Annotated in this window: 12 protein-coding genes; 3 read left to right on the top strand and 9 right to left on the bottom strand. The window is 41.5% G+C overall.

Going from position 1 to position 15,444, the window contains the following annotated elements; all coding sequences use genetic code 11:
• The first annotated feature begins 278 nt into the window (after positions 1 to 278).
• Entirely contained in the window at positions 279 to 1,082 is an 804-nt protein-coding gene (gene suhB / locus CWB80_RS02745) for an inositol-1-monophosphatase (RefSeq protein ID WP_054552496.1), read from the top strand.
• Between the two features lie 33 nt (positions 1,083 to 1,115).
• On the opposite strand, the gene CWB80_RS02750 is transcribed toward suhB, so the two are convergent.
• From CWB80_RS02750 to CWB80_RS02770, 5 genes are all read right to left on the bottom strand, one after another.
• Positions 1,116 to 1,946, bottom strand: coding sequence for a substrate-binding periplasmic protein (locus CWB80_RS02750; RefSeq protein WP_054552495.1), 831 nt, complete (start codon positions 1,944 to 1,946; stop codon positions 1,116 to 1,118).
• Positions 1,947 to 2,029: 83 nt separating this feature from the next.
• Complete coding sequence (locus tag CWB80_RS02755; protein WP_054552494.1) at positions 2,030 to 3,820, bottom strand: GGDEF domain-containing protein; 1,791 nt, start codon at positions 3,818 to 3,820, stop codon at positions 2,030 to 2,032.
• Between the two features lie 87 nt (positions 3,821 to 3,907).
• Complete coding sequence (locus CWB80_RS02760) at positions 3,908 to 4,456, bottom strand: hypothetical protein (RefSeq protein ID WP_138600203.1); 549 nt, start codon at positions 4,454 to 4,456, stop codon at positions 3,908 to 3,910.
• 99 nt (positions 4,457 to 4,555) lie between these two features.
• A complete protein-coding gene (locus CWB80_RS02765; protein ID WP_138600201.1) occupies positions 4,556 to 5,512 on the bottom strand; it encodes a sugar-binding transcriptional regulator in 957 nt (318 codons plus the stop codon).
• A gap of 256 nt (positions 5,513 to 5,768) precedes the next feature.
• Positions 5,769 to 7,118 (bottom strand): carbohydrate porin, encoded by a 1,350-nt coding sequence (locus tag CWB80_RS02770; protein ID WP_171041482.1) that lies wholly within the window; start codon positions 7,116 to 7,118, stop codon positions 5,769 to 5,771.
• Positions 7,119 to 7,714: 596 nt separating this feature from the next.
• Between CWB80_RS02770 and CWB80_RS02775 the strand changes: the two genes are divergently transcribed.
• Positions 7,715 to 9,427: a purine-cytosine permease family protein gene (locus tag CWB80_RS02775; RefSeq protein WP_138600197.1), complete on the top strand. Its 1,713-nt coding sequence runs from the start codon at positions 7,715 to 7,717 to the stop codon at positions 9,425 to 9,427.
• Positions 9,428 to 9,444: 17 nt separating this feature from the next.
• Positions 9,445 to 10,941 carry a mannitol dehydrogenase family protein gene (locus CWB80_RS02780; RefSeq protein WP_138600195.1) on the top strand — a complete coding sequence of 499 codons (1,497 nt, stop codon included), beginning with the start codon at positions 9,445 to 9,447 and terminating at the stop codon, positions 10,939 to 10,941.
• Positions 10,942 to 11,006: 65 nt separating this feature from the next.
• On the opposite strand, the gene secF is transcribed toward CWB80_RS02780, so the two are convergent.
• From secF to tgt, 4 genes are read right to left on the bottom strand one after another with little or no spacing between them, the layout of a single operon-like run.
• Positions 11,007 to 11,954, bottom strand: a complete 948-nt coding sequence (gene secF / locus CWB80_RS02785) for a protein translocase subunit SecF (protein WP_063528501.1) — start codon at positions 11,952 to 11,954, stop codon at positions 11,007 to 11,009.
• Positions 11,955 to 11,962: 8 nt separating this feature from the next.
• Complete coding sequence (secD, locus tag CWB80_RS02790) at positions 11,963 to 13,822, bottom strand: protein translocase subunit SecD (RefSeq protein WP_138600193.1); 1,860 nt, start codon at positions 13,820 to 13,822, stop codon at positions 11,963 to 11,965.
• Positions 13,823 to 13,844: 22 nt separating this feature from the next.
• Positions 13,845 to 14,183, bottom strand: coding sequence for a preprotein translocase subunit YajC (yajC, locus tag CWB80_RS02795; protein ID WP_036973302.1), 339 nt, complete (start codon positions 14,181 to 14,183; stop codon positions 13,845 to 13,847).
• A 29-nt stretch (positions 14,184 to 14,212) separates the two neighbouring features.
• Positions 14,213 to 15,340: a tRNA guanosine(34) transglycosylase Tgt gene (tgt, locus tag CWB80_RS02800; protein WP_058583935.1), complete on the bottom strand. Its 1,128-nt coding sequence runs from the start codon at positions 15,338 to 15,340 to the stop codon at positions 14,213 to 14,215.
• Positions 15,341 to 15,444: the final 104 nt, after the last annotated feature.

Here is a 15,444-nt window from a genome sequence, read left to right on the forward strand (position 1 = left end):
ATGATTCTTATTCGAACACGCCCCCTTAATATTTCTATATCGAAAACTATAGATATTTAAACCCCGACGCTACTTTATCGGGGTCAGATCTGACGGCTGACGGCTGACGGCTGACGGCTGACCACTAACCCCTTCTTCTGAAATTAAATCAATAACAAAATCAGAATCGTACAAAAAACAACCTAATTTATTCGAGTTTATTGTTTACTTTACGCTAGAAATCGCTAGAATACGCCGGCTTAAATATATTCGTTCTTTTACAACCCAAAGGTAATGCTATGCATCCAATGTTAAACATTGCGGTTCGCGCTGCGCGTAACGCAGGCAAAATTTTACTTCGCGCAAGTGAAGACTTATCAAAAGTTGATGTACAACAAAAAGGCACTAACGACTTAGTGACTAACATCGACAAAGAAGCTGAAGCCGCAATTCGTGACACTATTTTAAAATCTTACCCAGATCACACTATCGTAGGTGAAGAGCTAGGTGAGCATAAAGGTAAAGATGCAGATTACCAATGGATTGTAGACCCACTTGATGGCACTACTAACTTCATCAAGGGTATCCCTCATTTCGCAGTATCTATTGCACTTAAAGTTAAAGGTCGTTTAGACCAAGCTGTTATCTATGACCCTATCCGTGGTGAATTATTCACTGCTTCTCGTGGTCAAGGCGCACAGCTTAACAGCAAGCGTTTACGCGTAACTAAAACTAACGAATTAGCTGGTTCTGTACTCGCAACTGGTTTCCCATTCAAACAAAAGCACCACTTAGACGCATACTCTGAAGCGTTTAAAGCACTTTTCGTGCACACTGCTGATATCCGCCGTGCAGGTTCTGCTGCATTAGATATGGCTTATGTTGCAGCGGGTCGTGTTGATGGTTTCTTTGAAATTGGCCTTAAGCCATGGGACACAGCAGCAGGCGAGCTTTTAGTTAAAGAAGCGGGCGGTATGGTTGTTGATTTCGCAGGTGGTATTAACTACAACCAAAGCGGCAACATCATTTGTGGTGCACCTAAGTTAACTCAAGCGATCATTCGTGAAATTCGCCCAGTGTTAACTGAGTCACTACTTCGCTAATAGCGGTTGTAATGTAAAAATGCAAAAAAGGAGCTAAGGCTCCTTTTTTTGTGGCTGAAAATAATCGTTGTCGAGTTTTATCTCTATGACTTCACCTTCTTTAAATGGCAACTTAGCTAAGTCTTCAGCAAAGTAACTGGCAAATAATTGCTCAAATTCGCCCGAGCTTTTCATCGTGTTGAGCCCTTTTAATAATACCTCAGCTAGTTCAGGCTTGTGGTTACTGACAAAAAAGTAAAATGCTGTTGGATAACTAATATAAAGGTTAGGCACTATAACCAGCTCGTCACTTTTGATTTGTTCAATTTCAGACATGACTTCAATAAACGAACGTGGAAAATAATCTACTCGCCCTCTAATCACTAAGTTAAACATCGCTTGATAATTTGCCAGTGGCCTGACTGTTAAGCCGTTTTGCGCAAGGATTTTTGTATCAGGCCAATCATGGCCTTGAATGGCACTAAACTGCGCTAAATCTTGTTTCGTTTTTACATCTTTAAAACGCGGTAGAAACGCTCGTTTAGTGAGTAATGCGCGTTTACCAATGTAGCCTTTAAACAGAGATACTTTGACTGCTATTGCAAGGTGTTCTCGCTCGGGGCTTGTCATACTCCAAAACACATCGGCCTGCTTTTCATCGAGCATCAGCAAAGTGCGCTGTTGATGAGGGTGAACCAGAACTTCGTTGATTTCTGCTTGATAATTACTGGCGCGTAAAGCCGCTGCCAGCAATTCATGAAGGTAATAATCGCGTTTATAAAGTGGGCGTTGTTCAATCGCTAAATTGACCACATTTTTAGCTTCTGTGGTAAGGCTGTATCCTAGGCTTAGCAATACTAGGATTGCACTACATAGTCGCTTCATTGTTATTTTGTTTATTGTGTTTTTTTTAAGCTACACCCAGTTAAACAGGGACACAAGTAAAATTAAGCAAACTTAAAATTTCTTCATGAGCGGGCAGATATCGCTTCATCTTTATGGCTGCTTAAACGTACCACTGCGGGGGCTGGCCGGCTACGTTTACATACAAACAAGTGGCTACTCTGATAACGTTTGGCCTCTTTTTTCGCATCAGTTGCCAGCGCTGCGACTTGGTGGCTGTTAATACATAGCTCTAAATCAGGCTTAACTAAACCGATTGATAATGTAAGCAGTGGCACAAACTGCTTTTTACCTTCTCGATTGCTTGCCCAATAACCCCCTTGCTCAATATGTTCTGGTGTGAAAAAGGCCCGAGACTGCAGCTCAAACTTACTAATAATGTTATGGCAAACTTGCTCTGCATCATTTTTATCAAACACCACCATAAAGTCATCACCGCCAATGTGCCCGACAAACCCTTTGCTAGTACTACAGGCCTCGACGATGACTTCAGCAAGTAATTTTATAACGCTGTCACCACTGGCATAACCGTACAGGTCATTGAATTGTTTGAAGTGGTTTAAATCAACGTATGCGAGTGAGAACGGATAGTTATTACGAAGTCTCAGCTCAATTGCTTCGTTAATCGCGACATTACCCGGCAGCATAGTCAGCGGGTTGGCATGTTGTGCATGGCGGATTTTTTCTTCGGTAATGTGTTTTAAGATATTACGCAATGGCGCCAAACCTAAGTATTCACCATTTCGAGTGATCACAATATGGCGTCGAATATCAAACTCAAACTCGGTAATTTGCTGACTCACCGTATCGAGTAACTCGTTTTCGTCAACGATTAACGGCTGTTTATCCATTAAAGAAGTAACTGGCTGCTTATCATAAAGTGCATGGCCATAGGGAGCAGCAAACACTTCAGTGAGTTGATCTCGGTGTAATAAACCAACAGGAATATTGTGCTCTAATACGGCAAGACTAGTTAGCGTTTTATCTTGCTCAAAGATACTGTGGGCATCTTTACAGCGGGTTGTTGCTTCTATGCTGGCGTGCTCGACCGCCAACCAACCAATCGCCATAGACTGCTCAAAAGTATTGCTATTATCTGATGACTCTAAGTGCTTTAAGCAGTGAATATTTATTTCGTAACTTGGCTGTAAGCTCGGCCTTTCAAGTAAAAAGCCTTGTGCATGTTGCACACCTAAGCTTTCGAGTAAACGAAGCTCCTCTGCCCGTTCTATGCCTTCTGCGATAACTTGCGTATTGGTGGCTTTTGCAAGCTCTATAATTGACTTTAAAAACTCTTTTTTAACCACACTCTGATCGCAGTGGTCGATAAAGTAGCGGTCTATTTTTACAAACTCAGGACATAACTCAGACCATTGCTTTAAGCCAGAATAGCCAGCCCCTAAGTCATCAATAGCAATCGAAAAACCTAACTCACGATAATGAGCAATGGTTTTTAACAATAAAAAACCATCATCGACTTTTTCTTGTTCTGTAACCTCAATAACGACCCGGTTAGTTGCAAGGCCAAAGTGTTCAACTAGGTGTAATGTTTCACCTTTAGGATGGCAAGGGTCGAGTAAGGTTTTAGGGCTTACATTTAAGAATAACTTGCCTTGTAAATTGAGTTTCACAAAGTTCTCAATTGCTCTACTGCGGCAAAGTAGCTCCAATTCAGAGATCTTATGGCAAGCAATTGCTGCGCTGAATAATGCACTCGGCATTTCTAATTCAGACCCTTTTGGGCCGCGGCTTAATGCCTCATAGCCCAAAATATGTTGATTAGAAATATCAAAGATAGGTTGAAACAAGGTCTCAATTGCACTGTTATCTAAGATCTGCTGTAGTTGTGCGTTCACCTTACACCTAGCGTTAGTAATACAAATAGGTGGGTAAATTATCAACCTTGTATGACAATTTTATGGCAAGGCTATGACGAGTGCAGATTACTCAATAGCGGTGATGAGCTCAAGTTGCTTAATGCGGGCAAAACTATCTGTCATTTTCAATTTAGCTTTTTGGTAATCACTCTGTGCTAAATCAGCTTGTTGCGCTAATTTATAAACTGCAAGTGGATTAAGTAATAACTGCTGTGCGTGATAACAGCTTGGCGCCGCAAACTCAGGTAGTTCTGGCTCTACATTAATTGTCATTTCATTCTGCAATGCATCTGCGTCATCACTTTGTTGTTGAAACTCTGTTGCGTCTGCCAGCGCATGCAAACTTGCCTCACACTCTGGCAATTGTGCTTTTAGGTTTAAAAACAAACCTGTTGATGAAGTAATTAACTTGAACGTCAGGTCTTGTAATTGCTGAGCAGCTGATTGGTTCTGTAGTGCCTCTACAACTTGCCAAGCTAAACCTTGGTAGCTGTCGAACTGCTGCTGAAGTGTTACCTCAGGTGTTTGCTGTACTTCTGTCTGTTTTGGCTCTGGCTTATCTTCACAAGCACTGAGCATTAAAAGTATAAACACGCTAAACATCAGGTGTTTCATAATGTCTCCGAGAGTATAGTTAGACTCGTTTTTAAAAATCATAAACAGCTGTAAAACTGTCACTTGTTACCAATTTAGTCAGTTTAGTCATACCAAGACTTACCTCAGCAACAGTGCTTCTGCTGTTAGTTCATTTGTAATGAGACTATTGATCATTCCTGATTCGATCGCTCCTGCAATGGCTGGCACTTTACTGTCACCCGCAGCAATCCCAATAACACGTTTATCATTGGATGGAGAAAGTACCGCACTCGTCACGCGATTATTTATTTCTGATTCGACGAGATGACCTTCACTATCGAAAATCCAGCTAATTACTTCACCTGTTGCACCAATAGCGTCAAGCGCAGCTAGTTCATGTCGAGTAATAAAGCCGTCTAAATGAAGAGGAGAATTTATTCCTAAATCTCCAACACCAACAAATGAAACATCCGCTTGTGATGCCAGTTGATGTACATTTTTAACATGCGTTAATTGCTGCCAACCTGCTTTATCAGCTTCAGATTCTGCTATAACTGGAACTGGCATAGGGAAATGTTGCGCACCAACCCTTTCTGCAACATGAATAGCTACTTCATAGCGACTTGCTGAGCCATCCTGAGCAATATTTCCAACTAAAGATACAATACGATGGTGTGGGCATTGCATAGTAGGTAGCTCTTCTGCGCATGCGCGCAACACTCTTCCAGTACCAAACGCAATGATTTTTGCATGGCGCTGCTTTAGTTGTCTTTCAATTTCTGCGGCACCCGCTTGAGCCAAGCCAATGGTAGAATTAATATCGTTACTCTCGCTAGGCACCACTTCACAACTAAGCAAACCGTATCGATTTTGTAGCGCATCAGCAAGCTCCATACAGCGTCGAATTGGATGTTCTAATCGTACTTTTATTAACCCTTGAGATACTGCTAAAGCAACAAGCCTTTGCGCAGATTGGCGAGACGTATTAAGTTGCTTAGCTATTTCATCTTGTGTTTTACCAGCAACATAGTAGAGCCAGCCAGCCCTCGCTGCTTCCTCTAATTTTTGATTATCATTGCTAGGAATTGAAGCCATTTTATACGCCTGTTTGAACAATAAATGAGGTAAATGATTAGAAAAATCAGCTATTCAGCGGCTATTCTATACATAATCTGTCATGAATAACAATTTTAGGGTTCACACTCTAAACTAACAAGACACCTTACTTAATTTTGTTAAATATTAGTGAGGTGCCTATGTATTTCACAAAGAGACAATAACCGCAAGCCCTTCTCAGCGGCACAACAAAAGTCGTGCACTCGCTGCCAAATAACGTCGGTTTAAGCTTTAACTAAAAATTTAAATTTAGCTGCAAACCTGCAATCAATGCATTCTCAGCATCATTATCACCATTAGGGTCGATGATATACTGAATACTAGGCATTAACTGTATTGCTGGGGTAACAACATAGTTATAATTTAACTCAATCGGGTACTCATGGTCTCTTACGATTACTTCATCATCTGAAAAATTCGCGTTATAAAAGCGCTGAGCATCATTAAGCTCATTACTCACACTGTTTCGGCCCACTGCAAAACCAATACGGTCGTGTGGTCTACTAACTAAAGGTGCATCAATATATCCGCCAAAAGCCAAAACTTCGCCTATAGCGCTGACACTTTGATCTGCGTGAATCATACTCGCAAAGATACGTAAGCCACCTCCAGAACTATTTCGAGTTAACTGTTGTTCAATATTAAAATAAAATGCATTATCAGTATCTTCTATAGCGACCATATCACTTGTCGTGCCAGCAGGGTAACCCGCATTATTGACTAATTTAGTTTTATCTAAACTGCTGCGGACAACGCCAAATCGATAATCTCCATCTAACCCATTCTTGTATTGGCGTTTATATTCCAACTCACCTACCAAGGTCGTGCCGTTAACCTCCCCTGATGTTGTTAATTTTAACCCTTGATTTAATGACATGGTTGCAGGGTTTGCATCATAACTGCCTAGTTTAAGAAGCAAATTATCAGTGACTTTGTATGTTAGTTGCACGCCTAGTGCACTAAGGGGGTCACCATACCAACTACTACTCAAATAATTGGATGAGCCACCACTGCAAAATGTTAGGTGCTGAAAGGCACAACTCATGGCAAAAAAATCAGCACTTGGGTAAATTCGACCCACTTTAATGCTAAGTTGATCTTCAAATAAATGCTGAGTTAGAGAGAATTGAGTTAAACGCGTTACATTGCCACGACCATAAATTTGTTGCGACTGCAGCAAAACTGGCAGGTTTGCTTTTTCATTAATAAGCTCGCCATTACGGTTGGTAAGCTCCACCTTAAATTCGGCACCCGACCAATTAAGCAATTTTTCTAAATTAAAGTAGCCACCGGCAAAAAACTGATCGGCATAAGCCGTTTCTGTACTTTCTCCCCCTTTTAAGTTGTGAGCTGTTTGACTGAAGTAGCCTAAGCGAACATCCACACCTTGCTCTGCTAGCTTATCTCTTGCCCCTAACCAACCGCCACTTAGATGGCTGTGAACATCAAAACTTTCATCTGCATAACCTGACTGAGAATACAGCAACATAATGGCTGCGATAGATTTAAGCCGAGCGACGTTTAAATAGCGTTCACTTTCCCCTTTCCATGTACGACAAAACTTTGGTTGTTGATTTGTGTTCATATGCGTGTTCTCCATTTTAATTTGCCCTAGCTGATCAACATCTTAGTATTCAACGCCCAGGAAAGAGCAAATGACATAAACATGAGCATATTCCTAATACAGAATATATTTGTCAACATCAAAAAATAGAGCTCAAATTCTAATTAAAAGAAATTAGAATCTGTGAAAGAGAAATTAAAATGGATAAAACTAATCCTCTTTCATATGAACACCATTTCAGGAAAAATTAAACACCCGCATAACCAACTAAAAAATAACAACTTTATCAAGATTGATTTGATGAAGCTTTAATTCCAGAACAAGAGCAATTACTTCGACTTATTAATGACAATCAGCCGATTAAATAGACTGATTCATTAACATTGACAAACAGCAATCAAAATAGGATTATGCCCACGTGCAACCCATTTGCCCAAACAGGAAGATTTACTTTATGTAAATACTCAATGACAACAATCATGGGCGTGTTGATTTTTGAAATTTTCTATTTATCTAATAAAAAGTTTTAGTGTTAAACAATGAACACATAAATAAAGATGCAGTTAAGCTATTTGCTTACAAATCAGCATGCCTAAAAAGTACTGGGATCGTTACTTATGAATACTAATCATAAAGACCTAAACCATATAGAAGAAGAGCAATTACCTATTGCAAAACATAAGCTCAAAGGATGGAGACATTTTTTAGGTTTATACGCAGGAGAGCATGTTGCTGCTACTGAATTTGTATTTGGCGCAACCTTTGTCGCACTTGGCGCAACCATGACGGATATTTTGCTTGGCTTGCTAATTGGTAATATTCTCGCCGTGCTAAGCTGGACACTAATCACCACCCCAATTGCTGTTGAAACACGCCTGAGTCTATATACTTACCTTCAAAAAATAGCAGGAAACTCAATGACCCGGTTATATAACTGGGCGAACGTCATAATCTTTACGGTTATTTCTGCTGCTATGATCACCGTTTCTGCAACGGCTGTTCGCTTTGCACTTGATATTCCCGCGCAATTAAATTGGTATCCAACAAACGCATGGTTTGTCATGGTCGTTCTTGCCGTAGGCATTATCGTTGTATTGGTTGCTATGTATGGTTTTAACGCTGTATCGCAATTCTCAGGTATTTGTGCTCCGTGGTTATTTGTTATGTTCATCAGCGGTCCATTAGTACTCATGCCTGAACTTGCCAATTCGGTCATTGGTGAAACCTCTGTCTCGAGTTGGGGAGACTTCATGCACATTGGCAGTGTCTCTGTATGGACTGGGTTAGATGCCAATGGTGAGCCAGGCATAGGACTATTAGAAGTCATTGGTTTCTCTTGGGCAGCAAACACCATCACTCACTTTGGTTTAATAGACATGGCTCTGCTGCGTTACGCGAAGAAAAAAAGCTATGGCTTATGCACATCAGCCGGTATGTTATTTGGTCACTATATCGCTTGGATCTCTGCAGGTATTATGGGTGCGGGTACAGCAGTTTTGGTGAAAAAGTCGATTACTGAGCTAGATCCTGGCGATGTTGCGTTCCATGCACTTGGGTTATCTGGGTTAGTTATTGTTATTGTAGCAGGTTGGACTACAGCAAATGCAAACTTATACCGAGCTGGTCTTGCTGCACAAGCTATATTTAGTAACCTTTCGCGTACCAGAACGACATTTTTAGTGGGCATTGTTACTGTTTTAATTGCTTGCTTTCCATTTGTATTTACTAAGCTACTGCCACTTCTTACATACGCAGGACTTTTAGTCGTACCTGTTGGCGCTATCGTTTTTGCTGAACATTTTTTATTTCCAAAGATAGGTCTAACTCGTTATTGGGTCACCTACAAAAAGCTTGAGCATAGCTCTGCGGCTGTTATTGCGTGGGCACTTGGCCTAGTGTTCGGATTTACACTAAACGCGATCAATATAATCCCATTCTACTACCTTTTCTTACCAACTTGGGTATTCAGTATTGTCGTATATATTTTATTAGCAAAACGCAATGGCGCTGCGCAGAAGTATCCTGAAGAAGAAGCAGAGCTAGCTAATTTTGATAAAAAAGTAGAAAGATTTCACGCCGAACAAGCAGCCAATGAGCCAGCATTTATTCTTGATCAGCGCCTGTTAACCAAAGTACTCACTGCGGTTGCTTGGTTAAGTCTAGGTGTTACTGTGGTGCTAGCAGCAAATGCCATGTTCAACTCACCAGATGTTGCTTCCTATGAACACAATAGAACGTTATTTTTCAATAGTGGATTCGCTTGTACCATCATTTACTTCGCGAGTGCGTATTGGGCTATGCAGCGTAAAAAACAATTTTCAGCCGTTTAACTGCTCGGGGGCAAAACATGAGCGCACTTTCTTTAAATAACTCAACACTGAGCTCTTTTCCTACATCTATATCAGTGCCGCGTTATAACCGACAATCACTAAAAGCTGGGATTGTCCATGTTGGTGTGGGCGGGTTTCACCGCTCTCATCAAGCTTTCTATACTGATAACTACATCAACCATACTGGCGATCTAAGTTGGGGCATTTGCGGTATAGGCTTACGCGAGGCTGATCGGGCTATAAAACAATCTTTAGAAGCACAAGATTATCTGTACTCACTATTGGTAAAGCACCCAAATGGCAAAACTGATACGCAAATAATTGGCTGTTTAACCGATTTTCTCTTAGCGCCAGATGATCCAGAAGCTGTTATAAATAAAATGGCCGCTGAGGAAACCCAGATTGTTTCATTAACAATAACCGAAGGGGGTTATAACTATGATCCATCAACCGGCGAGTTCGATTTTTCAAACCCCGATATACAACATGACTTAGCAAACCCAAACAAGCCAAAGCTGATTTTTGGCTACCTTGCTGCTGCTTTAGATCGCCGCAGAAAGAGTGGTCAAAAACCGTTTACAGTTCAGTCTTGTGATAATGTTCAACACAACGGTGATGTCATACGAAAAATGTTAGTTACTTACATTAGTTCATATGACTCAGAGCTTGCTGATTGGGTCGCAAATCAAGTTAGCTTCCCTAATGCAATGGTCGACCGTATTACGCCTGCAACCACAGATAAAGATATTGCTCTAGCAGAACAGCTGGGAGTGATTGATTCATGGCCTGTCACGTGTGAGCCTTTTCACCAATGGGTCATCGAGGATAAATTTTGTCAACAACGCCCAGCTTGGGAGAAAGTAGGTGCGCAAATAGTCAATGATGTAACGCCTTATGAAACCATGAAAATTCGCTTATTAAATGCAAGCCATACTGTTATGGGAATACTCGGATCTTTGCGTGGCTATCAAACCATAGAGCAAACAATTTCAGATCCCTTATTTGCTACAGTGGTAAGTAACTTCATGGATAACGAAGTAACACCGATTTTAGATGACGTACCTGGTATTGATCTAAGTGATTATAAGCGAACACTGATAGCTCGATTTGCAAACCCTAACATCAAGGATAGCCTTGCACGAATTTGTTCTCAAAGCGCAAGTAAAGTCTCCACCTTTTTAGTACCTACGATAGTAGAGAACCTTAAAATTGGTGGAAATACTGCGATTGCTAATTTAGTGATTGCAGCTTGGTGCTTATACAGCGACACGCATTCGTCTCAACAAGGTCAGCCTTTAGAGGTTATCGATGATATGGCTGAAACATTACAGCAGGCAGCTCATGCATCACGAATATCATCACTCGCTTTTCTCGAGCAACCGAGCATTTTCGGCTCAATTATTGAGAACGAATCATTTTGTAATGAGTATAAATATTACATCAGCAAACTTTATGCGGGAGTAGCGATAGAGCAGATTATGGAAGCGGTGCTAAGTAGTTATAAGGCCAAGTAGTATCAGGCAGAGTAAGTTTAAAAATAAAAAAACCGCCCTAGGGCGGTTTCTTTTTGTATCACTTATTAAGGCATAGGATCGAGATCCGCACCTTCTTTTTCAATTACTTCTGGAATTAAGTCTTCTTTACTTACACCCATTGCAATTGCTACAGCTGAAGCAACATAAACAGATGAATAAGTACCGATGAACACACCAAACAGTAATGCCGTTGCGAAACCGTGGATCGTTTGACCACCCCAGCCAAATAACGCAATCAATACTAGAATAGTGGTGATTGATGTTACTAGGGTACGGTTTAACGTTTGCGTTAATGAGATATCAATAATTTCAATCGTGTCATCAATACGTACTTTACGGAAGTTTTCACGGATACGGTCAGATACAACGATAGTATCGTTCAGTGAGTAACCTATTACCGCCAAAATCGCCGCAAGAATCGTTAAGTCAAACTCTAGGCCAAGTACTGAGAATAAGCCTAATGTGATGATAACGTCATGTAATAGTGCTGAAACCGCACCTACCGCAAAACGCCATTCAAAACGAAACGCAACGTAAATTAAGATACAGATAAGTGCAGTTAACATGGCAAGGCCACCCTGCTCTTTTAGATCTTCACCAACACTTGGGCCAACAAATTCGATACGACGCATTTCTACTGTCGACTCAACTTTTTGTAATGCCGTAATGATTTGGTTACCAATTACTTCTGCTTTTACGCCAGGACCTTGCGGAGCAAGACGCACTAAAATTTCTTTACTTGAGCCAAACAGTTGCACCGAAAAATCTTCAAAGCCACTTTCAGTGATTGCATCACGTACTTCTTTAAGATCAGGTGCTTGTGTAAAGCCTACCTCAACAGCGGTACCGCCAGTGAAGTCGAGACCAAAATTTAAGCCTTTAGTAAAAAACGACACGAAAGAAGCCAAAATCAACAAAGTTGATAATGTCATGGCAAACTTTCTTAACTTCATAAACGGGAGTGTTTTACCACCGAGTTTTAAAATTTGCATGCTGACTCCTAAATCGACAACTTATCAATACGTTTACCGCCAATGAATAAGTTGATTACCGCTCGGGTACCAACAATAGCTGTAAACATAGAGGTGATAATACCAATCGCTAGCGTTACCGCGAAACCAGCTATAGGACCAGTACCCACTGCAAATAGGATCACTGCTGCGATAAGCGTTGTGATGTTAGCATCTAAAATTGTGCTAAACGCGCTGTCGTAACCAAAGTGAACGGCCTGTTGTGGACTACGGCCATCAGCAAGTTCTTCACGAATACGCTCGAAGATAAGTACGTTGGCATCAACGGCCATACCGACGGTTAATACGATACCTGCAATACCCGGTAGCGTTAACGCTGCACCTGGAATAAGCGACATCACACCCACAATTAATACTAAGTTTGCGCCCAGTGCCAAATTTGCCACCATGCCGAAACCTTTGTAATAGAAAAGCATAAATACAAGAACAAACACAAAACCAAGCACAACCGCTGTCATACCTGCTTCAATGTTTTCTTGACCTAAGCTTGGACCTACTGTGCGCTCTTCAACGATTTGAATTGGCGCCACAAGTGCACCGGCACGAAGTAATAGGCTTAGGTTATGTGCTTCAGCTGGGTTATCGATACCAGTAATACGGAATGAACGGTCAAGACGCGCTTGAATCGTCGCTACGTTAATCACTTCTTCAACTTTAATTGGTGGAAGTGCTTTACCGTTTTCATCTGTTTTACCTGATGGCTTGTATTCGATAAATACCGTTGCCATGCGTTTACCGATAGCACGCTTAGTGAACGCATTCATTTTTGCGCCACCTTTGCTGTCTAGCGTAATGCTAACTTGTGGACGTTGATACTCATCCATACCTGATTGCGCGCCAGTGATATGGCTACCTTCAAGAATGATGCGTTGCTTAAGTACCACAGGGTAACCTTCACGCGCCATGATCATTTCTGTACCTGGCGGTAAACGGCCTTGCAGGGCTGCACTTGCATCTGCGTTTTCGTCAACTTCGCGGAATTCTAGAGTTGCTGTTGCACCCAGAATCTCTTTAGCACGCGCTGTATCTTGTACACCCGGAAGTTGCACGATGATACGCTCAGCACCTTGACGCTGTACGTTAGGCTCTGCAACACCGATTTGGTTAATACGGTTACGGATAATCGTTTCGTTTTGTTTGATAGCGTAGTCACGAATTTCTTTTAGCTTTTGCTCGCTCATGCTCACGTAAAAAGCATTGTCGCTGCTGCTATCATCAACGTATACGTTTAATGGGTAACGTGTTGATAAGAAACGCTCTGCTGCGCTTTTATCTTCTTCGTTACGCATTTCAACACGTAATCGCTCACTGTTCGCTACACGGCGAATAGTGCGATAACGTAGTTTTTCTTCACGTAAGTCACTTTTGAAATCTTGTTCCATTTGCTCAAGCTGAGTATCAACCGCCGTCGCCATGTCGATTTCCATAGTAAAGTGAACACCACCGCTTAAATCTAGGCCTAGTTTCATTGGGTTACCACCCAGTGACTTTAACCACTCTGGTTGAGCAGGTGCCATATTGATTGCCGAGATATAATCTTCACTAAGGGAATCACGCAGTAGATCTTGCGCTTTTAGTTGGTCTTCAACATTCTTAAAACGAACGAGGATTTGTCCATCTTCAAGTTTGCTTGATTTAACAGTAACGTTATGTTCTTTGAGAGTCGCATTTACTTTATCGAGTACGCTGAGGTCAGCATCAGTACCTTTAGTGCCCGATACTTGTATGGCCGGGTCTCGGCCATACAAGTTAGGAGAGGCATATAAAATACCAACGACTAACACTACAAGAACAAGTAAATACTTCCATAATGGAAACTTGTTTAACACGTGTGAGTCCTTATTTTTATTGTTATAGCGACTTCATAGTGCCTTTTGGCAATACTGCAGAAACAGCTGATTTTTGTACTGTTACTTCTGCTTGGTCGTTTAATGAAATCACGATGAAGTCTTTGTCATCAGCGATTTTAGCAATCTTACCTACTAAACCACCTTGCGTTAGTACTTCGTCGCCTTTCGCCATTGCGCTCATTAGGGCTTTATGCTCTTTTACACGCTTAGCTTGTGGACGGTAGATTAAGAAATAAAATACCAGACCGAAAATACCCAACATGATTAGCATTTCCATGCCACCACCCGCTGGTGCTGCACCTGCCGCACTTGCGTGGGCGTTTGAGATGAATAAACTCATTTCACTTCCTCTTTAATTTTTCTAAAAATTTAATCTGATGTATCTGCAAGCTCTGGCACTTCTTGGCCGCGGCGTGCATAAAAATCTGCAACAAATTCGTCTAGTTTGCCATTACTGATGGCATTACGTAAGCCTTCCATCACGCGTTGATAATAACGTAAGTTGTGAATCGTGTTTAGACGTGCGCCTAAGATTTCATTACATTTATCAAGATGATGCAAGTATGCACGTGAATAGTTTTTACACGTATGACAATCACACTCAGGATCCAATGGACCGGTGTCTGTTTTATGTACTGCATTACGAATTTTAACAATGCCGCCAGTTACGAATAAATGACCATTACGTGCGTTACGCGTAGGCATCACACAGTCAAACATATCGATACCACGGCGAACCGCTTCAACTAAGTCTTCTGGTTTACCAACGCCCATTAAGTAACGAGGCTTGTCTTCAGGCATTTTGTAAGCACAGTGGTCAAGAATGTTGATCATCTCGTTTTTCGGCTCACCAACCGATAAACCACCTAATGCATAACCATCAAAGCCGATTTCTTCTAGGCCTTTTTGCGATTGTGCACGAAGCTCAGGGTACATACCACCTTGGATAATACCAAACAGCGCAGCTGGGTTATCACCATGACCTTCTTTTGAGCGTTTAGCCCAACGAAGTGACAACTCCATAGAATCTTTCGCTTCTTTTTCAGTCGCAGGGTATGGCGTACATTCGTCAAAGATCATCACGATGTCAGAGCCTAGATCACGCTGAACTTGCATCGCTTTTTCTGGCGAAAGCATGATTTTTTCACCATTAACGGGTGAGCTGAACATCACGCCTTCTTCTGTGATTTTACGCATTGCGCCTAAGCTGAATACTTGGAAACCGCCTGAATCAGTTAGGATTGGACGATCCCAATTCATAAAGTCGTGTAAGTCACCGTGCTGCTTAATGATTTCTGTACCAGGACGCAGCATTAAGTGGAAAGTGTTACCTAGGCAAATTTGTGCACCAGTATCTTTCACTTCGTCAGGCGTCATACCTTTTACAGTACCGTAAGTACCTACCGGCATAAATGCTGGCGTTTCTACAACACCACGTTCAAAAATCAAGCGGCCGCGGCGCGCTTTACCGTCAGTGCGGTCTAATTCAAATTTCATATTATCCTCAGTGTCGGAAAAACAGTCCAACAAGCTATAATTTAACCGCTCGATTCTACCCTGTTTGCAGGTTTATTACTATTAATTGAGCTAAATTCGAAAAT

The organism is Pseudoalteromonas sp. S1650 (assembly GCF_005887195.1).
Classification (GTDB): domain Bacteria; phylum Pseudomonadota; class Gammaproteobacteria; order Enterobacterales; family Alteromonadaceae; genus Pseudoalteromonas; species Pseudoalteromonas simplex.